This is a genomic window from Microbacterium sp. S308A+, from assembly GCF_049800815.1.
GTDB lineage: Bacteria > Actinomycetota > Actinomycetes > Actinomycetales > Microbacteriaceae > Microbacterium.
Genome location: NZ_JBNAFT010000002.1, coordinates 440,803 through 460,198, shown reverse-complemented (window position 1 = coordinate 460,198; position 19,396 = coordinate 440,803). Strand labels below are relative to the sequence as shown.

Below are 19,396 nucleotides of genomic sequence, written 5' to 3'. Positions count from 1 at the left end.
GAGACCAGGAACACGCGCAGACGGTCGCGCGTCCTCGTGATCCCCCTCAGACGAGCGAGTAGTCCTCGAAGATCAGGGTCGTCCGCGTGGAGCGGATCGACGGGATCGCCTGGATGTCCTCCAGCACGATCCGGCGAAGATCGCGGGCGTCGCGAGCCCGGACGAGGAGGATGACGTCGAAGTCGCCGCCGGCGAGAGCCATGTGCTCGATCTCGGGGATACGCCGGAGCCGGTCCCGCACGTCTTGCCACGTGGCCTGCTCGATCGCGAGCATGACATAGGCCGAGGCGTGATGTCCCAGCAGCACGGGATCGGTGCGCACGGTGTACCCCGTGACGATGCCCGCGTCGGTAAGACGCTTGATCCGTGCGTGGGCCCCGGCACGGGAGATGTGCACGGCGTCAGCGATCGCCGTCATGGACGCCCGCGCATCGCGCCTGAGCTCGGCGAGGATCGCCCGATCCACCGCGTCGATCTCGATCATCCTCGGCTCCTTCGCCGCCCGAACGTCCATGTCCTGCAAGACACTCTGCCGGGAACAGCCCGAACATGCACACATTCGTCCACGTTTCTCTCCTCCATCTTGGACGTTTGCCCCTCGACGCGGAGACTGACCTTCACCCGGTTCGGCAAGGAAGGCGGACGACCATGCAGGAACACCTGCTCCCTCGGCACCTCCCGGTGCAGCTGATCGACGCGGACGGCGTGACCGTCCAGGACGACGTCTACGCGCTGCCCGACCCCGACACGCTCCTGCGCGCCTACCGGGGCCTCGTCGAAGGCCGGCGGATCAACGACCAGGCGGGCGCCCTCGTGCGTCAGGGGCGCCTCGCGGTCTACCCCTCGTCGCACGGCCAGGAGGCCTGCCAGATCGGCGCCGCCCTCGTGCTCGGCGGACACGACTGGCTCTTCCCCACCTATCGCGACTCGGTGGCGGTGATCGCCCGTGGCGTCCCCGCCGACGAAGCCATGGTGCTGCTGAAGGGCGACTGGCACTCGGGCTATGACGCGCATCTGCGCCGGGTCGCGCCGCAGGCGACCCCCCTGGCGACCCAGCTGCTCCACGCAGTCGGCTTCGCCTACGCCGCCAAGCGTCGCGGCGAGGACACCGTGGTGCTTGCGCTGTGCGGCGACGGCGCGACGAGCGAGGGCGACTTCCACGAGGCGATGAACTTCGCCGCCGTGTTCCAGGTCCCGGTGGTCTTCTTCGTGCAGAACAACGAGTTCGCCATCTCCGTGCCGCTCTCGCGGCAGACCCACGCGCCATCGCTCGCACACAAGGCGATCGGCTACGGCATGCCGGGGCAGCGGGTCGACGGCAACGACATCGCCGCGGTGCTCGCCGTGCTGGGCGAGGCCGCCGCTCGTGCCAGGGCGGGGCAAGGACCCTCCCTCGTCGAGGCGCACACCTATCGGATGCAGGCGCACACCAACGCCGACGATGACACGCGCTATCGCCAGCGCGCCGAGGTCCAGGAATGGCTCGCGAGGGATCCGCTGCGGCGTCTCCGCACCCATCTCCTCGCGGAGGGTCTGTTGGACGATGCGGCGGAGGACGAGTTCGCCGCCGGCGCCGAGCGGATCGCCCAGGAGCTGCGCATCGCCCTCAACACCGACGCCGACCTCGACCCCGAGGACCTGTTCCGGTTCGTCCGCACGGAGCGGTCGAGCCAGCTCGACGAGCAATGGGGACTGCTGCGGGGAGAGCTCTCCCGCACCCCCGCCGCCCCGACCGCCGGAGGTGCCCGATGACCCTCATGCACGACGATCCGCGTACCGCCCGCCGCTCCGAGGAGGCAGGCAGGACGGACCGGACGGGAACGCCCCCGGTCGAGACGATGACGATGGCCGCCGCGCTGAACCGCGCCCTCGCCGACGCGATCGCCGACGATCCGGGCGTCGTCGTCTTCGGTGAGGACGTAGGAGCGCTCGGAGGTGTCTTCCGCATCACCGACGGTCTCGCCGCGCGCTTCGGCGAGGACCGCTGCTTCGACACGCCGCTGGCCGAGTCCGGCATCGTCGGCACCGCCGTCGGCATGGCCATGAACGGCATGCGCCCGGTCGTGGAGATGCAGTTCGACGCGTTCGCGCTCCCCGCCTTCGAGCAGGTCGTGAGCCATGTCGCCAAGCTCACCAACCGCACCCGCGGCGGGATCCGCATGCCGCTCGTGATCCGGATCCCGGTGGGCGGCGGGATCGGCGGTGTGGAGCATCACTGCGACTCGTCCGAGGCCTACTACGCGCACACCCCCGGGCTCACGGTCGTGACGCCCTCGACTCCGCAGGACGCCTACTCGATGCTCCGCGCGGCGATCTCCTCCCCCGACCCGGTCGTCTTCCTCGAGCCGAAGAAGCTGTATTGGTCCAGGGGCGAGGTGGACACGTCGGTCGTCGCCGACCTCGGCACCGCACGGATCGCCCGGGACGGCACCGACGTCACGGTGCTCACCTACGGCGCCTCGGTCTCGGTCGCCCTGGAGGCGGCCGAGATCGCGGCGGGCGAAGGCCGCAGCGTCCAGGTCGTGGACGTCCGTTCGCTCTCCCCGTTCGACGACGAGACCGTGACGGCCGCCGTGCGCGCGACCGGCCGCGCGGTCGTGCTCGCCGAGGCTCCGGGCTATGTGAGCGTCGCCTCCGAGATCCAGGCGCGGGTGTCCGAGCGCTGCTTCGAGCATCTCGAGGCGCCGGTGCGCCGTGTGACGGGTTTCGACGTGCCGTTCGCACCGCCCAAGCTCGAGCACTGGTATCTTCCCGACGCCGACCGGCTCCTCGATGCGATCGACACCCTCCACTGGGACGAGGACGCCGAGGCGGACGAGCGGAGCAAGCGATGACCACCGCGACCGCCCACGTGTTCCGCCTACCCGACCTCGGCGAGGGGCTCACCGAGGCGGGCCTGGTGCAGTGGCTCGTGAAGGTCGGCGACGTCATCCGCACCGACCAGCCGATCGCCGAGGTCGAGACCGCGAAGAGCATCGTCGAACTGCCCTCGCCGTTCGCCGGCGTCGTGCTCGCCCTGCACGGCGAGCCGGGCGACACCATCGACGTCGGAGCACCCGTCCTCGAGGTCGGTGACGACAGGGACGCTCCGTCCGAGGCCGAGGCATCCAGGCCGGAGCCGTCGGGCTCCGAGCCGTCCGGGGAACAGGTGGAGCACGAGGCGTACCGCGCGGAGGAGCGCGCCGGCTCCGGCAACGTGCTGATCGGCTACGGCACCTCTGCGCGCACTGGCGGCGGCAGACGGCGCGCCAGGCTCGTCCCGGCTGCCGGATCGACCGACGCTGTTCCGGCCGGGCCCTCGGATCGGGCCGGCAGCGTCGCATCGGTGCGACGTTCTGCGCCCCGCGACGGCGGAGAGATCGCCGGCCCCGGGGTTCCCGCCCACCGCGCCGTCGCCGTCCGGTCGCCCATCGTGCGCCGGCTCGCCCGCGACCTCGGCGTCGATCTCCTCGCGATCACGCCCACCGGGTCCGACGGCGCCATCACGCGCGCCGACGTGATGGCCGCCGCCGTCGAGCGCGCGGTCGTGGGCGCGACCTCGGCTGGCGCCGTGCCCCGCCGGGCTGCTTCGGCCGCTCCGATCGCCGGCACCGCAGCCGTGGACGGGCTCTCGGTCGCGGCGCGAGAGAGGATGTCGCCGCTGCGCAAGGCCGTGAGCGCGAAGCTCAGCCTCAGCCGGGCCGAGATCCCTGAGGCGACCGTCTGGGTGGACGTCGACGCCACCCGCCTCTGGAGGCTGCGGCGGAAGATGGCGGACCAGGGGGTCTCGGCTCCCTCGATCACCGCGCTCGTCGCCCGCTTCGTGCTCATCGCCCTGTCCGAGCACCCGCTGCTGGCCGGGCGCCTCGACGAGGACGCCGGCGAGATCGTCACCTTCGACGGGGTCAACCTCGGCGTCGCCGCGGACACCCCGCGAGGCCTGCTGGTGCCCGTGCTCCCCCGCGCGCACGAGCTGAGCGTGGACGAGCTCGACGCCGCGCTGCGGGAGCTCGCCGCCACCGCCCGCGAGGGCAGGACGCCGCAGGAGCGCCTGCAGGGATCGACCTTCACCCTCAACAACTACGGCTCGCTCGGCGTGGACGGATCCGCCGCGATCATCAACCACCCGGAGGTCGCGATCCTCGGGGTGGGCCGCATGATCGAGCGGCCGTGGGTCGTGAAGGGCAGGATCGTCCCTCGCCGCATCGCGCAGCTCTCGCTCGTCTTCGACCACCGGGTGTGCGACGGCGGGTACGCCGCGTCCTTCCTCCGCCGGGTCGCGGAGCTCGTCGAGCACCCGCTTCACGCCTACGGGCGCCTTCGCTGAGCGGGCGCCGCGGACGGGATCAGGCGGAGCCGGGGAGCCCGGCGTCCTCCTCCCGGACGGTGCCCTTGGACGACCAGGGGAAGTCGATCCAGAGATCGGTGTCCTTCCACGCGAAGTCGGGCTGGAGGATCGTGGACGGCTTGGCGTAGATCGTCACCGAGCGCACATCGGCGCCCTTGCCCCGGAGCAGATCCACGGCGAGAGCGAGGGTCCGACCGGAGTCGGCGACGTCGTCCACGAGCAGCACCCGCCGCCCTTTCAGGTACTCCATGTCAAGCTCCGGCGGAAGCACCTCGGGAGCGTCCAGGACCGTTCCGATGCCGGTGTAGAACTCGACGTTGATCGCGCCGCAGTTCTTCGCACCGAGACCGTAGGCGATCGCACCCGCCGGCAGCAGCCCGCCGCGGGCGATCGCGACGACCACCTCGGGCTCGAAGCCGCTGTCCAGTATCCGGCGCGCAAGATCCCTCGTCGCCACGCCAAAGCCGTCCCACGTGAGCGTCTCGCGCTCGACCGGTGCATCCGTCATGCCTCAACTCTGCCACGCGGGTCACCGCGAGAACGCCGGAAGATCCCGCGACCGTGCTCTGGCCCTTTCGGCGCCCCGATCCGTCGATAGGATCAAGACGTCCGGCATCCCCGACCGCCGGTGCTCGAAAAAGGGGCACGAAGCTCGCGCGCGACGACGTGTGCGAGGCGAGACACATACGGACCCTTCCGTTATCCGTCTCGAAAGGCATCCCCATGTCCTCGGTCTCCGCCCACGTCGCCCTCACCCTCGCCCAGCACGTCGACGCCGTCTTCGGCGTCATGGGAAACGGGAACGCCTACTTCCTCGACGCGATCGAGAGGCAGACCGGCGCGCGCTTCGTCGCCGTGCGCCACGAGCAGGGAGCCGTCGTCGCCGCCGACGCCCACTACCGCGCGTCCGGCCGCATCGCCGCGGCCACGGCCACGTACGGGGCCGGCTTCACCAACACCCTCACCGCGCTCGCGGAGTCGGTCCAGGCACGGATCCCGCTCGTGCTCGTCGTCGGCGACGAGCCGACCTCCGGCCCCCGCCCCTGGGACGTGGACCAGATCGCACTTGCCTCCGCGGTCGGCGCCCGCACCTATACGACCGGCCGCGCCGACGCGGCAGCCACCACCGTGATCGCCGTCGAGCACGCACTGACGTACCGGGTCCCCGTCGTCCTCGCGATCCCCTACGACGTCGCCGCGCGTGACGCGGGCGAGGTCCCTGCCGCGCCGGCCCCCCGGATCCCCGCCCCGCTCGCCCCGGCCGGGGAGTTCGCCGAGGGGATGGTCGCCGAGATCGCCGGCGCCCTGCGCGCCGCGCGCCGTCCGTTCCTCCTCGCCGGGCGCGGCGCCTGGCTGGCGGGGGCGGGCGAGGCTCTGGGCACCCTGGCCGCGGCGACCGGAGCGCTCACCGCATCGTCGGCGCTCGGGCGCGGTGTGTTCCCCGACGCGCGCTACGACCTCGGCGTCACCGGCGGGTTCGGTGCCGACGGCGCGATGGCGGTCGTCCGCGAGGCCGACGTCGCAGTGGTCTTCGGCGCCTCCCTCAACCAGTTCACGATGCGCTTCGGCGAGCTCTTCGCGCCTGGCACACGGGTGTTCCAGGTCGACGTCGCCCCGGCGGCGACCCATGCACACGTGAGCGGCTTCGTCCGCGGTGACGCCCGTCTCGTCGCGGAGGCCCTCGTCGCACGGCTCGACCGCCCCTCGGGATCGGGATGGCGCGAGAGCGTCGACGTCGCGGCCGCCCGTGCCTACGCACCCGGCGACGAGCTCGCGCCGGACGGGCGTCTCGATCCGCGCTCGGCCGCCCGCCGGATCGCCGAGCTGCTCCCCGACGACCGCATCGTGGTCTCGGACGGAGGACACTTCATCGGCTGGGCCAACATGTACTGGCCGGTCTCCTCCCCGGATCGGATGATGATGGTCGGCACCGCCTTCCAGTCCATCGGACAGGGATGGCCGAGCGTCGTCGGCGCGACGGCCGCCCGGCCGGAGGCGACGGTCGTGCTCACCAGCGGCGATGGCGGCGGGCTCATGGCCATCGCGGACCTCGAGTCGGCCGTGCGCGCGGCCGGAGGGCGGAGCATGGCCGTGATCTGGAACGACGCCGCCTATGGCGCCGAGGTCAACCTCTACGGGCTCAAGGGACTCGCCGAGGGCCCTATGCGGATCCCGGAGGTCGACTTCGCGGCCTTCGCCGCGGCGGTCGGCGCCGAGGGCGTGGTCGTCCGCACGCTCGCCGACCTCGACCGCCTCGCCGCCTGGGCAGGAGAAGACCCCGCCGTGCGCCGGTTCCTCGTGCTCGACCTCCGCATCTCCGGCACCGTGATCGCCCCCTATCAGCAGGAGATCATCCGCGTGAACTCCTGACCTCGGCGCCTGCGACCCGTCTCTCCGCTCAGAGCCGAACCGCGAGCGGCATGCCGTGCCCTCCGAATAGGCTCGGGGACATGAGCGCGGACGAGTCCCCCGAGGTCCTGAGATACGCCGCCTTCGCTGCCGCGCCCGACGGCGGAAACCCCGCAGGCGTGGTGCTCGACGCCGCGACGCTGGACGACGCCGACATGCTGCGCATCGCGGCGGAGGTGGGGTATCCCGAGACCGCTTTCGTGCTTGGAGGCGAGGTGCGCGACGGCGTGCGCCGCTATCCGATCCGGTACTGGTCTCCTGGCGCCGAGGTGCCGTTCTGCGGCCACGCAACCGTCGCGACCGCGGTCGTGCTCGCGGAGCGGGACGGCGCGGGCGAGATGGTGTTCGACACCTCCGTCGGCGAGGTGCTCCTCACCTCGACGGTGACGGAATCGGGCACCACGGTGGCCTTCACGAGCGTCGCCCCCGAGGTACGCGACATCGACCCCGGAGCGCTCGGGCGGCTGCTCGACCTCCTGGGGCTCGCCCTCGACGATCTCGACCCCGCCTTCCCTCCGCGCGAGGCCTTCGCCGGCAACTGGCACCCGATCATCGTGCTCGCCGACGCGGAGCTCTTCCACCAGTTCCGCTTCGCGCCGGCACCGCTGGCGACGCTCATGGCCGAGCGGGGATGGACCGGCACGGTGACCGTGCTGCACCGCTCCGCACCGGACGAGTACCGGGCACGCAACCTCTTCCCCGTCGGACGGATCACCGAGGACCCCGCCACGGGGTCGGCGGCCGCGTCGACCGGGGCCTACCTGCGTGCGATCGGACGAGTCCGGCCGGACGAGACGATCCGCATCCGGCAGGGCGAGCACGTGGGCCGGCCCAGCCTGCTCACCGTGACCGTCCCCGCGACGGGCGGGATCGCGGTCTCGGGCGGAGCGACGCGCATCCGCTGACCTCGCGTGTCGGCCCGCAGGTGGGCGGCGCCGGCGCAGGCGGGCGTCAGCGGGCGGGCAGGAAGGCCCCGTCCAGGAACTCCGCGAGCTCGGTCGTCGCCGACAAAGGCAGGATCGCCGCAACATACTGGTCGGGCCGCACCACGACCACGACGCCCTCGCGCGAGAGCCCGCGCTCCTCGAAGATGTCGGTCTCGGTCCACGCGCTGGGCGCGGCGGCGAACACCTTCTCCCAGTCGGTGAGGCCGAGCGGTCCCGACGTCGGCAGGAACACGGGGGGAACGACGCCGAGGTCGACCTCCTGGAACGGCTGCTGATAGATCACCTTCACGTCGAAGACGGCGTCCTCGTCCCGGCCGGCCGGAGTGTGCCGCAGGACGGGCGAGGCAGGCGAGCCGATCCACGCCGCCCACGACGCGAGCGGGGAGGGCGCTCCCGGAACGAGGGCGTCGGCGAAGGCGTAGATCCGCCAGCGCCCGTCGGCGCGCGCATGGTGACCGAGATGCACGGGGTTGCCGTCGCAGACCCGCACGACCTCGGCAGACTTGAAGCGCTTGCCGAGGGGGAACCCCGTGGCCAGCTCCTGCCGGGAGGAGGCGGCCACGATCGAGGACGGCGCGTACCGGGTCATGAACCCGGAAGGAAACTCCGCCGTGGCGAGGTAGTAGTTCGCCAGCTCCTGCGGGTTGGAGATCTCCTCGGGCTTGCGCGCCATGAGCGAAGACCATTCGCGGTCGAAGTCTATGAGCTGCTGCGCGACCGGCTGGCGCTCCGCGGAGTAGGTGGACAGCAGCGCCTCGGGGCTGCGGCCGGTGAGCACCGCGCCCAGCTTCCAGCCGAGGTTGAAGCCGTCCTGCATCGAGACGTTCATCCCCTGGCCGGCCTTGGCGCTGTGCGTGTGGCAGGCGTCCCCGGCAAGGAACACCCGGGGCGTGCGCCCCGACCCCTCCTCCACGTCGTCGAACCGGTCGGTCACGCGGTGGCCGACCTCGTAGACGCTGTGCCAGGCGACCTCCTTCACGTCGAGCGTGTAGGGGTGCAGGATGGCGTTCGCCTTCTCGATGATCGTCTCGATCGGTGTCTGGCGCACCTGGTGGTTGTCGTCGGCGGCGACCTCGCCGAGGTCGATGTACATCCGACTGAGGTAGCCGCCCTCGCGCGGGATGTGCAGGATGTTGCCCGCCGTGGAGTTGATGGCGCACTTGGTGCGCCAGTCCGGGAAGTCGGTGTTCACGAGCACGTCCATCACGCCCCAGGCGTGCGCCGCGAACCCTCCCACGTGCTTACGCCCGATCGCCTCGCGCACGCCGCTTCGGGCGCCGTCGCAGCCGGCGACGTACTTCGCCCGCACGGTGCGCTCCTCCCCTGCGCGGTGACCCGCGACATGGCGCACGCGCACCTCGACGGGGTGCTCGCCTTCGCCGTGCACGGTGAGGCCGAGGAACTCGATCCCATAGTCGGGCACGATGCGTCCTGGCCCGTGCGCCGCCGCCTCGGCGAAGTAGTCGAGCACACGCGCCTGGTTCACGATCAGATGCGGGAACTCGCTGATCTTCAGCGCGTAGTCCTCGGTGCGCGTCGTGCGCACGATGTTCGCGGGATTCTCGGGGTCGGGGCCCCAGAAGTTCATCCAGGCGATGTTGTAGGCCTCCGCGACGATGCGCTCCGCGAAGCCGAACGCCTGGAAGGTCTCGACGCTGCGCGGCTGGATGCCGTCGGCCTGACCGAGCACGAGACGTCCGTCCCGCCGCTCGATGATGCGCGTCGAGACCCCGGGGTACTGCGACATCTGCGCGGCGAGGAGCATTCCGGCGGGTCCCGACCCGACGATGAGCACATCCATCTCGTCGGGGAGCTCGGACGGGCGCGCGGCGCCCTGCTCGGCCATGGGCTGCACGCGCGGGTCGCCGGAGACGTATCCGTGGTGATGGAACTGCATCGTCGTCGTTCCCTTCCTGACGGCACCGTCAGCCTGGCTTGTATTCTATATACGAACACAATGTTCTACTATTGAACATAGTAGCGGAGACCGGATCCGCCGCTCAAGAACCTTCGCCGTTTCACCACCCGGAAGGAGCTCCATGTCCGCCACTCCCGCCTCGCAGACCCTGAGCCGCGGCATCCGGATCCTGGAGATCCTCTCCGACGCCCGCAGCCCCCTGACGATCGACGAGCTGGCCGCACGCCTCGGGGTGCACCGCTCGATCGCCTACCGCCTCCTGCGGACGCTCGAGGATCACGGTCTCGTCATCCGCGACTCCGCGGGGCTCGCCGCCCTCGGGCCACGAATGGCCGCCCTCGCGGCAGGGGTCGCCCACGACCTCCAGGCCGAGGCCCTGCCGGAGCTGACCGCCGTGGCGAACGACCTCGGCATGACGTGCTTCCTCGCGGTGCTCGACGGCGAGGAGTGCATCACGCTCACGAGCGTGGAGCCTCGACACGCCATCGCGAGCGTGGCACAGCGTCCGGGCGCCCGCCACCCCGCCACCGTCGGCGCGCCGGGGAAGGCGATCCTCGCGCAGCTCCCCGACGCGGACTGGCCCGCCGACGCCTCGGCGATCCTCCGCGCCGACGTGGCGACGGTTCGTGCCCGCGGGTTCGCCACCAGTCACGACGAGGTCATCCCGACGGTCCGCTCGGTCGCGGTGCCCCTCGACGCCCGTGGACAGCCTCCGACCGCGCTCGCGGTCGTGCACGTGGCGACCCGCCTGTCCGACGAGGAGATCGCGGATCGCCTCGAGCGCTCCGCCCGGACGATCCGCGACTCCCTCGGAGGCTGACCCGCGACTCCCGCCGTCGGGTCCGCCGACGACCGATCAGGCCTTGGCCAGGCCGTGGATCGGACTCACCGACTGCTCGGCCTCGTGGTCGGGGCCGAGGGGGATGCCGCTGCGGTCGCGCAGCAGAAGGGTGGCGACGAGCCCGAGGACCGTCATCCCGGCGAGGTACCAGGTCACCGCCTGAGTCGAACCGGTGTTCTGCACGATCGCCGTCGCGATCATCGGTGCGAAGGCGCCGCCGGCGATGGCACCGATCGCGTACGAGATCGAGACGCCCGAGAAACGGATCGAGGCCGGGAACAGCTCGGTGTACAGCGCGGCCTGAGGCCCGTATGTGAACCCGAGTCCGATGGTGAGGATCGCCAGGCCCGCGAACAGCGCGCCGACACTCCCCGTGTTCACGAGCGGGAAGAGGGTGAAGACGCCGCCGAGCTGCAGCACCCACCCGACGATGTACGTGGTCCGCCGACCGACCAGGTCCGACACCCAGCCGGCGACGAGGGTCGAGAGGAGCCAGGTCACGGCAGACCCGGCGACCGCCCACAGCACGGGACCTCGGTCGAGCGCGAGCGGCCCCTTGGGGTCGGTCGCGTAACCCTGGATGTAGCCACCGGTGGTCATGTAGCCCACGGCGTTGTTGCCCGCGAAGACGAGCGCGGCCACGATCACGAGCAGGAGGTGCCGGCGGAAGAGCTGCACGATGGGCATCCTCGCCTCCTCCCTGCGCTCGGCGAGCTCGGTGAACACCGGGCTCTCCTCGACCTTTCGCCGCACGTAGTAGCCGACGAGGATCAGCACGACGCTGAGCAGGAACGGGATCCGCCACCCCCAGGCCAGGAACTGGTCGCCGGGGGCGACGAGTGCCATGACGGCCATGACGCCGGAGGCGAGGAGGAGGCCGAGCGGGACGCCGATCTGTGGCGAGGCGCCGAAGATCCCGCGCTTGGCCTTGGGCGCGTGCTCGACCGCCATGAGCACCGCGCCGCCCCATTCGCCACCCGCAGAGATCCCCTGCAGGATGCGCAGCAGCACAAGGAGGATCGGCGCGGCGAGTCCGATCGCGCTGTAGTCGGGGAGGATGCCGATGAGGGCGGTGGCCGCTCCCATCATGATGAGCGTCCACATCAGCACGGCCTTGCGGCCCACCTTGTCGCCGAAATGGCCCGCGAGGAAGGCCCCGAGCGGGCGGAAGAGGAAGCTCACACCGACCGTGGCGAAGCCGACGAGCGCACTGTTGGCGCCGAGCGGCGCGAAGAACAGCTGCCCGAAGACGAGGCCGACCGCGGTGGCATAGATGAAGAAGTCGTACCACTCGACCGTGGTGCCGACGACGGTGGCGAAAACGACACGCCGCCGATCGGCGGGGGTCGCGATGGTGCCGGTGGGGGTGAACCCGTGCTGTGGCTGCCCGCTCATTGGGGGGATCTCCTTTGCGAAGTGACCTCATCGTCACGGCAACGCGTGCTGCTTGCCGAGGGGTGAACTGATAATATACGATTTCGAATACGACGCAACACGGACGTTCCGTCCGTCCCGACCTGTGAGGAGGCGACCTGTGACCGCCCCGATTCCCCGGCCCGGCAAGATCATCGCGATCCACCTCAACTACGTCTCGCGCGCGGACCAGCGCGGCCGGCGTCCCATCGCCCCGTCCTATTTCCTCAAACCGGCCAGCTCCGTTGCCGGCACCGACGGCAGGGTCGAGCGCCCCGCCGGCACCGAGCTGCTCGCCTTCGAGGGCGAGATCGCGCTCGTGATCGGCACAGCCGCCCGCCGTGTGGCGCTCGACGACGCCTGGTCGCACGTCGCCTTCGTGACGGCGTCGAACGACCTGGGCCTCTACGACCTACGGGCGAACGACAAGGGCTCCAACGTCCGTTCCAAGGGCGGCGACGGATACACGCCCCTCGGACCTGTGCTGATCGACGCGGCGCTCGTCGACCCCGCCTCCCTCCGGGTACGCACGTGGGTCAACGGCGACCTCCGCCAGGACGACACGACCGCGGGCCTGCTCTTCTCTCTTCCGCGGCTCGTGGCCGATCTGTCTCAGCACCTCACCCTCGAGCCGGGCGACGTGATCCTCACGGGCACTCCCGCCGGGTCCAGCGTCATCGTGCCCGGCGACGTGGTCGAAGTCGAGGTCGACGCACCGGAAGCCCCCGGCGCCCCGTCCTCCGGCGCGCTGCGCACCACGGTCGTGCAGGGAGAGACGCCGTTCGATCCCGCGCTCGGATCCCTCCCTGCGGTCGACGACCTGCAGCGCGCTGAAGCCTGGGGCTCGCGCGAGGCCGCGGGCCTTCCGGCAGAGAAGCCGGCCGGCCCCGCTCTCTCCCCCGAGCTGCGCGCCAAGCTGGAGGCCGCGCCGACGGCGGGGCTCTCCTCACAGCTGCGCAAGCGCGGGCTGCACTCCTGCTTCATCGAGGGCGTCTCCGCGAACATCCCCGGCGCCAAGATCGTCGGCGTTGCCAAGACGCTGCGCTTCGTGCCGTTGCGCGAGGATCTGTTCGCCGCCCACGGCGGCGGCTACAACGCCCAGAAGCGCGCCTTCGACGCCGTCGCCGAAGGCGAGGTCATCGTGATCGAGGCCCGTGGCGAGTCCGGCACCGGAACGCTCGGCGACATCCTCGCTCTGCGCGCCACGGTCCGCGGCGCCGCCGGCGTCGTCACCGACGGCGGCGTGCGCGACTTCGACGCCGTCGCCGAGATCGGGCTCCCCGTCTTCTCCCGCGGCGCGCACCCGTCGGTCCTCGGTCGCAGGCACGTCCCGTGGGACGTGGACATGACGATCTCCTGCGGCGGCGCCACGGTGCAGCCCGGCGATGTGATCGTCGGTGACGGCGACGGCGTGATCGTCATCCCGGCCCCGCTGGTCGAGGAGGTCGTCGACGACGCCCTCGCCCAGGAGGAGGAGGACGCCTGGATCGCCGAGCAGGTCGCCGCGGGACACCCGGTCGACGGCCTCTTCCCGATGAACGCCGACTGGCGCAGGATCTACGAGACGGGCAAGGGGAGCAGATGAGCGCGGCACAGGACGTCGCGGTCCGGGGAGGCAGCAAGTCGGAGCAGGCGTACGGCTGGGTCCGTGAGCGGATCGCCTCCCACGCGTTCGGCCCCGGCTATCGCCTGGTGCTGGGCACGATCGCCGAGGAGCTGGGGATGAGCGTGGTCCCCGTACGCGAGGCGATCCGCCGGCTCGAGGCCGAGGGGCTGGTGACGTTCGAGCGGAACGTGGGCGCACGGGTCGCGCTCGTCGACGAGAGCGAGTACGTACACACGATGCAGACCCTCGGGCTCGTGGAGGGCGCGGCGACGGCGCTGTCCGCACCGTATCTGGACGCGGCGACGATCGAGCGCGCCGCGGAGGTGAACGAGCGCATGAGCGCCCTCCTGGACCACTTCGACCCGCACGCGTTCACCGAGCTCAACCGCCGGTTCCATTCGGTGCTCTATGAACCCTGCCCCAACCCGCACATCCTCGACCTCGTGCACCGCGGCTGGGCGCGCCTCTCGGGGATCCGCGACTCCACCTTCGCCTTCGTGCCGGGACGCGCCAGACATTCCGTGGAGGAGCACCGGCAGATCCTGGACCTCATCCTCGCCGGCGCCGACCCGCTCGAGATCGAGCTGGCCGCACGCAACCACCGCTGGCGCACGATGGACGCGTTCCTGAACGCGCGACAGAGCGAGAGCCCGCATCCCACCGCGACCACGACAGAAGGACGACGATGACCGACGCCTACGCTCCGGCCGATCTGCCGGAGAAGATCCAGCACTACATCGACGGCGAGTTCGTCGACTCCCTCGACGGTGACACGTTCGAGGTGCTGAACCCCGTGACGAACGAGACGTACGTGCACGCCGCCGCCGGCAAGAAGGCCGACGTCGAGCGTGCCGTCGCGGCCGCCCGTCGCGCGTTCGCCGAAGGCCCGTGGCCGCGGATGCTCCCCCGCGAGCGGAGCCGCGTGCTGCACCGGATCGCCGACATCGTGGAGTCGCGCGACGCTCGTCTGGCCGAGCTGGAGTCCTTCGACTCGGGGCTGCCGATCACCCAGGCGCTGGGCCAGGCGCGTCGCGCGGCGGAGAACTTCCGCTTCTTCGCCGACCTCATCGTGGCGCAGGCCGACGACGCCTTCAAGGTGCCGGGCCGACAGATGAACTACGTCAACCGCAAGCCGATCGGCGTCGCGGGACTCATCACCCCGTGGAACACACCGTTCATGCTGGAGTCGTGGAAGCTCGGCCCCGCGCTCGCGACCGGCAACACGGTGGTGCTCAAGCCGGCCGAGTTCACCCCGCTCTCGGCGTCGCTCTGGGCCGGGATCTTCGAGGAGGCAGGTCTCCCCCAGGGCGTCTTCAACCTCGTCAACGGCCTCGGTGAGGAGGCAGGGGACGCTCTCGTGAAGCACCCCGACGTGCCCCTCATCTCCTTCACCGGCGAGAGCAGGACGGGACAGATCATCTTCGGCAACGCGGCCCCGTTCCTCAAGGGGCTCTCGATGGAGCTCGGCGGCAAGAGCCCGGCCGTGGTCTTCGCCGACGCCGACCTCGACGTCGCGATCGACGCGTGCATCTTCGGCGTCTTCTCGCTCAACGGAGAGCGCTGCACCGCCGGCAGCCGCATCCTCGTGCAGCGCGAGGTGTACGACGAGTTCGTCGAGCGCTATGCGGCCCAGGCGAAGCGCGTCAAGGTCGGCCACCCGCACGACCCCGCCACGGAGGTCGGCGCGCTCGTGCACCCGGAGCACTACGAGAAGGTCATGGGCTACGTTGAGATCGGCAAGACAGAGGGTCGCCTCGTCGCCGGTGGCGGACGCCCGGACGGGTTCCCGACGGGCAACTACGTGGCCCCGACGGTGTTCGCCGACGTGTCCCCCGACGCGCGGATCTTCCAGGAGGAGATCTTCGGCCCCGTCGTCGCGATCACGCCCTTCGACACCGAGGAGGAGGCGCTGAGCCTCGCCAACGACACGAGGTATGGCCTCGCCGCCTACGTCTGGACCAACGATCTCAGGCGCGCGCACAACTTCGCGCAAGCGGTCGATGCGGGGATGGTCTGGCTGAACTCGAACAACGTCCGCGACCTCCGCACGCCGTTCGGCGGGGTGAAGGCCTCGGGCCTCGGGCACGAGGGCGGCTACCGGTCGATCGACTTCTACACCGACCAGCAGAGCGTGCACATCACGCTCGGCGCCCCGCACAATCCGACTTTCGGCAAGAGCTAGCCCCTCCCTCTCTTGCTTCCCGTCGCGATATTCGTCGCTCCGGACCCCGGGCATCGACAGATATCGCGACGGGAGCAGACTCCGACTCACGCAAGGACGCTGACATGACCAATCGGGCAGACATGACCCTCACCTCCTCCGGCTTCTACGTCAGTCAGGAGGCGCCGATCGCCACCGACAGACCCGTCGCCACCCCCTCCTCCCCACCGCCGGACGTGCTCCGCTGCGCCTACATGGAGCTCGTCGTCACCGACCTCGCCGCGTCCCGGCAGTTCTACGTCGACGTGCTCGGGCTGTACGTGACGGAGGAGGACGACGAGACGATCTACCTCCGCTCGACAGAGGAGTTCATCCACCACAACCTCGTGCTGCGCAAGGGTCCGATCGCCGCGGTCGCCGCCTTCTCGTACCGGGTGCGGACGTCCGCCGACCTCGACCTCGCCGTCGCCTTCTACACCGAGCTCGGCTGCGACGTGCGCCGCAACCCCTCCGGCTTCGTCAAGGGGGTCGGCGACTCCGTGCGCGTGATCGATCCGCTCGGCTTCCCGTACGAGTTCTTCCACCAGACCGACCACGTCGAGCGGATGTCGTGGCGCTACGATCTGCACACGCCGGGCGAGCTCGTGCGGCTGGACCACTTCAACCAGGTCACCCCCGATGTGCCCCGCGCGGTGAAGCACATGCAGGACCTCGGCTTCCGCGTCACCGAGGACATCCAGGACGAGGAGGGCACGGTGTACGCCGCCTGGATGCGCCGCAAGCCCACCGTCCACGACACCGCCATGACCGGCGGCGACGGACCGCGGATGCACCACGTGTGCTTCGCGACGCACGAGAAGCACAACATTCTGGCGATCTGCGACAAGCTCGGAGCCCTCCGCCGCTCCGACGCGATCGAACGGGGCCCAGGCCGTCACGGCGTCTCCAACGCGTTCTACCTCTACCTGCGCGACCCCGATGGCCACCGCGTCGAGGTCTACACGCAGGACTACTACACGGGCGACCCCGACAACCCGGTCGTCACCTGGGACGTGCACGACAACCAGCGCCGCGACTGGTGGGGCAACCCCGTGGTCCCGAGCTGGTACACCGATGCGTCGCTCGTGCTCGACCTCGACGGCCATCCGCAGCCGGTCGTCGCCCGCACCGACTCGTCCGAGATGGCCGTCACGATCGGTGCGGACGGCTTCTCCTACACCCGCTCCGGCGAGGACGAGGCGATGCCGGAGTGGAAGCAGGGCGAGTACAAGCTCGGCCATCAGCTCTGACCCCCACGCCAGGGCGAAGGGAAGAGAGAGGATGAGGTCATGCTGAACCCCGACACGATCGCGCAGATCGCGGACGAGCTCGCCGAGGCCGATCGGGCCAAGAGCGTCATCCCCCGCATCACGGCGCGCTACCCGGAGGCCACGGTCGAGGACTCCTACGCGATCCAGGGCGTGTGGCGCGACGCGCGGATCGCTGCGGGACGCCGTCTCGTCGGCCGGAAGATCGGGCTCACCTCCAAGGCCATGCAGCAGGCGACCGGCATCGCCGAGCCCGACTACGGGGTGATGTTCGACGACACGGTGTGGGAGAACGGCTCTGTCATCCCGTTCGACGACTTCTCCAACGTACGGGTCGAGGTCGAGCTGGCCTTCGTCCTCCAGGAGCCGCTCGAAGGACCGCACTGCACGCTCTTCGACGTGCTGCGCGCGACCGAGTACGTCACGCCGGCGCTCGAGATCCTGAACTCCCACATCGAGCTGGAGGGGCGCACGATCGTCGACACGATCTCCGACAACGCCGCGTACGGCGGGATGGTCCTCGGCGGCGTTCCGATGCGGCCGGACCGGATCGACCTTCGGTGGGTGTCGGCGATGCTCTACCGCAACGAGACGATCGAGGAGACGGGTGTCGCCGCCGGCGTCCTCAACCATCCGGCGACCGGCGTCGCCTGGCTCGCGAACAAGCTCCACCAGCACGGCGCACGTCTGGAGGCGGGCGAGATCATCCTGGCGGGGTCGTTCACCCGCCCGATGTGGGTCTCTCGCGGCGACAGCGTGCTGTGCGACTACGGACCGATGGGAACCGTCACATGCCGCTTCGTCTAGCCCCCTCCTTCCGCGAGCGTCTGGAGGCGTCCGACCGCGCGCTCATCGGGATGTGGGCCTGCTCCGGCAGCCCGCTCGTGACCGAGGTCGCCGCCGGCTCCGGCCTGGACTGGCTCCTCATCGACATGGAGCACTCGGCCAACTCGCTGGAGTCGGTGCTGCTCCAGCTGCAGGTCGCCGCCGCCTATCCGATCGTGCCGCTCGTGCGGGTGGCGTCCAACGACACCGTGGCGATCAAGCAGACCCTCGACCTCGGGGCACAGAACATCCTCGTCCCGATGGTGTCCTCGGCCGCCGAGGCCCGCGAGGCTGTGCGCGCCGTCCGCTACCCGCCGGAGGGCGTGCGCGGAGTGGGCAGCGCCCTCGCGCGGAGCGCGCGGTGGAACCGCGTGGACGACTACCTCCGCGACTCGGCGCGGCACACCTCGTTGACCGTGCAGATCGAGAACGCCGTCGGCGTCGAGGCGGCGGTGGAGATCGCCGCGGTGGACGGCGTGGACGCGGTGTTCGTCGGGCCCTCCGACCTCGCCGCCTCGCTGGGACACCTCGGCCAGCAGGACCATCCCGAGGTCGTCGCCGCGGTCACGCGCACGTTCGAGGCCGTCAGAGCCGCGAGCAAGCCGGTGGGCGTCAACGCCTTCGATCCGGTCGCGGCCGACGCCTACCTCGATCAGGGCGCCGGCTTCGTCGCCGTGGGTGCCGACGTCGCGCTCCTGGCCCGCGCGTCCGAGGCCCTGGCGAGCCGGTTCATCCCGACGGGTGGCGACGCGTCCCGCGCCAGCTACTGACCGCTCGTCCTGCCGGCGGGGCTCCGCACGATGACACGGCCGTGCCGGCGAACCGCGAGTCGGTGGAGATCGCTGGCGTTTTCATAGCTTCGCGAACGAGACTGGGGACATGAGCTTCGACGCCCTCGCTCCTCTCGCCGACCGCGCCTCCCTCTTCGTGGCCCTCCGCCAGGAACAGCTGGTCGCCGCGACCGACGCCCTCGGCGGGCACCGCTGGGACGCGGACATCCCGGCAGGAACGCTCACCTTCACGGCGAACGACGATCCTGGTCGCCAGCTCGTGACCAGGGCGCACCTGATCGCCACGCTCGCCCCCGGACCCCGCTCGCTGCTCTGGGCCTGGGCGCACCCGCAAGGCGACGACGACGGCGTCTCCGCCGCACTGCGCGACTACGGCACGACGCACGGCATCGCGGCGCTCGCCGAGCCGGAGCTCGCCTTCCCGCCGAGCGTCGGAGCCGATGCCGAGGAGTGGATCGTGCAGGCAGCGCATGAGGTCGGCGCGGTCGCCGTCGAGATCGCCGGACGCGCCCCCTACTACTCCGCGCCGGTCGGCGGCGGCACCCGTGCCGTCTTCCTGCTCGACGCGCCCCTCCCTCCCCTCACCGTGGCGGACGCCGTGTCCGCTCTCCCCCGGATCCTCTCCACGCTGGCTCTCGCCGATCCCCGCACGTCGGTCTGGGACCTCGCCCGTCTCGCCGGCTGGACGCTGCAGTGGACCGACGCCTCCTACGGCGGCGCCACGGTCGCCGACCCCAGCGGTTCCGCGACCTTCCGCTTCGACGAGCAGGCACGGATCACCGGCATCGAGAGCACCCTCGGCCACGCCCAGGGCTGAGCATCCTCACGCCGGCCACGCTGGCGAACGGGCC

The 19,396-nt window shown here is 70.9% G+C and carries 17 protein-coding genes; 13 read left to right on the top strand and 4 right to left on the bottom strand.

The window, feature by feature from the left end; all coding sequences use genetic code 11:
• Positions 1-46 precede the first annotated feature (46 nt).
• Positions 47-484 (bottom strand): Lrp/AsnC family transcriptional regulator, encoded by a 438-nt coding sequence (locus ACP15J_RS07910; RefSeq protein WP_424936464.1) that lies wholly within the window; start codon positions 482-484, stop codon positions 47-49.
• Between the two features lie 164 nt (positions 485-648).
• On the opposite strand from ACP15J_RS07910, the gene ACP15J_RS07905 reads away from it, so the two are divergent.
• The 3 genes from ACP15J_RS07905 to ACP15J_RS07895 are packed head-to-tail and all read left to right on the top strand — an operon-like array spanning position 649 to position 4,306.
• The gene (locus ACP15J_RS07905) at positions 649-1,752 is read left to right on the top strand and encodes a thiamine pyrophosphate-dependent enzyme (RefSeq protein ID WP_424936463.1); all 1,104 of its coding nucleotides are present in this window, start codon (positions 649-651) and stop codon (positions 1,750-1,752) included.
• Positions 1,749-2,834 (top strand): alpha-ketoacid dehydrogenase subunit beta, encoded by a 1,086-nt coding sequence (locus tag ACP15J_RS07900; protein WP_424936462.1) that lies wholly within the window; start codon positions 1,749-1,751, stop codon positions 2,832-2,834. Before ACP15J_RS07905 ends, ACP15J_RS07900 begins: the two co-directional genes overlap by 4 nt.
• Positions 2,831-4,306 (top strand): dihydrolipoamide acetyltransferase family protein, encoded by a 1,476-nt coding sequence (locus ACP15J_RS07895; protein WP_424936461.1) that lies wholly within the window; start codon positions 2,831-2,833, stop codon positions 4,304-4,306. The genes ACP15J_RS07900 and ACP15J_RS07895 overlap by 4 nt, the downstream gene beginning before the upstream one ends.
• A 19-nt stretch (positions 4,307-4,325) precedes the next feature.
• Here the strand turns inward: ACP15J_RS07895 and ACP15J_RS07890 are convergent, their stop codons facing one another.
• Complete coding sequence (locus ACP15J_RS07890) at positions 4,326-4,835, bottom strand: phosphoribosyltransferase (RefSeq protein WP_424936460.1); 510 nt, start codon at positions 4,833-4,835, stop codon at positions 4,326-4,328.
• Between the two features lie 215 nt (positions 4,836-5,050).
• On the opposite strand from ACP15J_RS07890, the gene ACP15J_RS07885 reads away from it, so the two are divergent.
• Positions 5,051-6,697: a thiamine pyrophosphate-binding protein gene (locus ACP15J_RS07885; RefSeq protein WP_424936459.1), complete on the top strand. Its 1,647-nt coding sequence runs from the start codon at positions 5,051-5,053 to the stop codon at positions 6,695-6,697.
• Positions 6,698-6,777: 80 nt separating this feature from the next.
• Positions 6,778-7,641 (top strand): PhzF family phenazine biosynthesis protein, encoded by an 864-nt coding sequence (locus ACP15J_RS07880; protein ID WP_424936458.1) that lies wholly within the window; start codon positions 6,778-6,780, stop codon positions 7,639-7,641.
• 46 nt (positions 7,642-7,687) lie between these two features.
• On the opposite strand, the gene ACP15J_RS07875 is transcribed toward ACP15J_RS07880, so the two are convergent.
• On the bottom strand, positions 7,688-9,580 hold the full coding sequence (locus tag ACP15J_RS07875; RefSeq protein WP_424936457.1) for an FAD-binding monooxygenase: 1,893 nt from the start codon (positions 9,578-9,580) through the stop codon (positions 7,688-7,690).
• A 142-nt stretch (positions 9,581-9,722) separates the two neighbouring features.
• On the opposite strand from ACP15J_RS07875, the gene ACP15J_RS07870 reads away from it, so the two are divergent.
• A complete protein-coding gene (locus ACP15J_RS07870; protein WP_424936456.1) occupies positions 9,723-10,421 on the top strand; it encodes an IclR family transcriptional regulator in 699 nt (232 codons plus the stop codon).
• 36 nt (positions 10,422-10,457) lie between these two features.
• Here the strand turns inward: ACP15J_RS07870 and ACP15J_RS07865 are convergent, their stop codons facing one another.
• A complete protein-coding gene (locus ACP15J_RS07865; protein ID WP_424936455.1) occupies positions 10,458-11,837 on the bottom strand; it encodes an MFS transporter in 1,380 nt (459 codons plus the stop codon).
• 139 nt (positions 11,838-11,976) lie between these two features.
• Between ACP15J_RS07865 and ACP15J_RS07860 the strand changes: the two genes are divergently transcribed.
• The 7 genes from ACP15J_RS07860 (at position 11,977) to ACP15J_RS07830 (ending at position 19,362) form a co-directional block, all read left to right on the top strand.
• The gene (locus tag ACP15J_RS07860) at positions 11,977-13,440 is read left to right on the top strand and encodes a fumarylacetoacetate hydrolase family protein (RefSeq protein WP_424936454.1); all 1,464 of its coding nucleotides are present in this window, start codon (positions 11,977-11,979) and stop codon (positions 13,438-13,440) included.
• Entirely contained in the window at positions 13,437-14,150 is a 714-nt protein-coding gene (locus tag ACP15J_RS07855) for a GntR family transcriptional regulator (RefSeq protein ID WP_424936453.1), read from the top strand. Before ACP15J_RS07860 ends, ACP15J_RS07855 begins: the two co-directional genes overlap by 4 nt.
• Positions 14,147-15,643: a 5-carboxymethyl-2-hydroxymuconate semialdehyde dehydrogenase gene (gene hpaE / locus ACP15J_RS07850; protein ID WP_424936452.1), complete on the top strand. Its 1,497-nt coding sequence runs from the start codon at positions 14,147-14,149 to the stop codon at positions 15,641-15,643. The genes ACP15J_RS07855 and hpaE overlap by 4 nt, the downstream gene beginning before the upstream one ends.
• A 104-nt stretch (positions 15,644-15,747) precedes the next feature.
• Positions 15,748-16,911, top strand: coding sequence for a 3,4-dihydroxyphenylacetate 2,3-dioxygenase (gene hpaD / locus ACP15J_RS07845; protein WP_197220439.1), 1,164 nt, complete (start codon positions 15,748-15,750; stop codon positions 16,909-16,911).
• Between the two features lie 39 nt (positions 16,912-16,950).
• Positions 16,951-17,736 carry a 2-oxo-hept-4-ene-1,7-dioate hydratase gene (gene hpaH / locus ACP15J_RS07840; RefSeq protein ID WP_424936451.1) on the top strand — a complete coding sequence of 262 codons (786 nt, stop codon included), beginning with the start codon at positions 16,951-16,953 and terminating at the stop codon, positions 17,734-17,736.
• On the top strand, positions 17,721-18,524 hold the full coding sequence (locus tag ACP15J_RS07835; RefSeq protein ID WP_424936450.1) for an HpcH/HpaI aldolase family protein: 804 nt from the start codon (positions 17,721-17,723) through the stop codon (positions 18,522-18,524). The genes hpaH and ACP15J_RS07835 overlap by 16 nt, the downstream gene beginning before the upstream one ends.
• A gap of 109 nt (positions 18,525-18,633) precedes the next feature.
• On the top strand, positions 18,634-19,362 hold the full coding sequence (locus ACP15J_RS07830; RefSeq protein WP_424936449.1) for a DUF6882 domain-containing protein: 729 nt from the start codon (positions 18,634-18,636) through the stop codon (positions 19,360-19,362).
• Positions 19,363-19,396 lie beyond the last annotated feature (34 nt).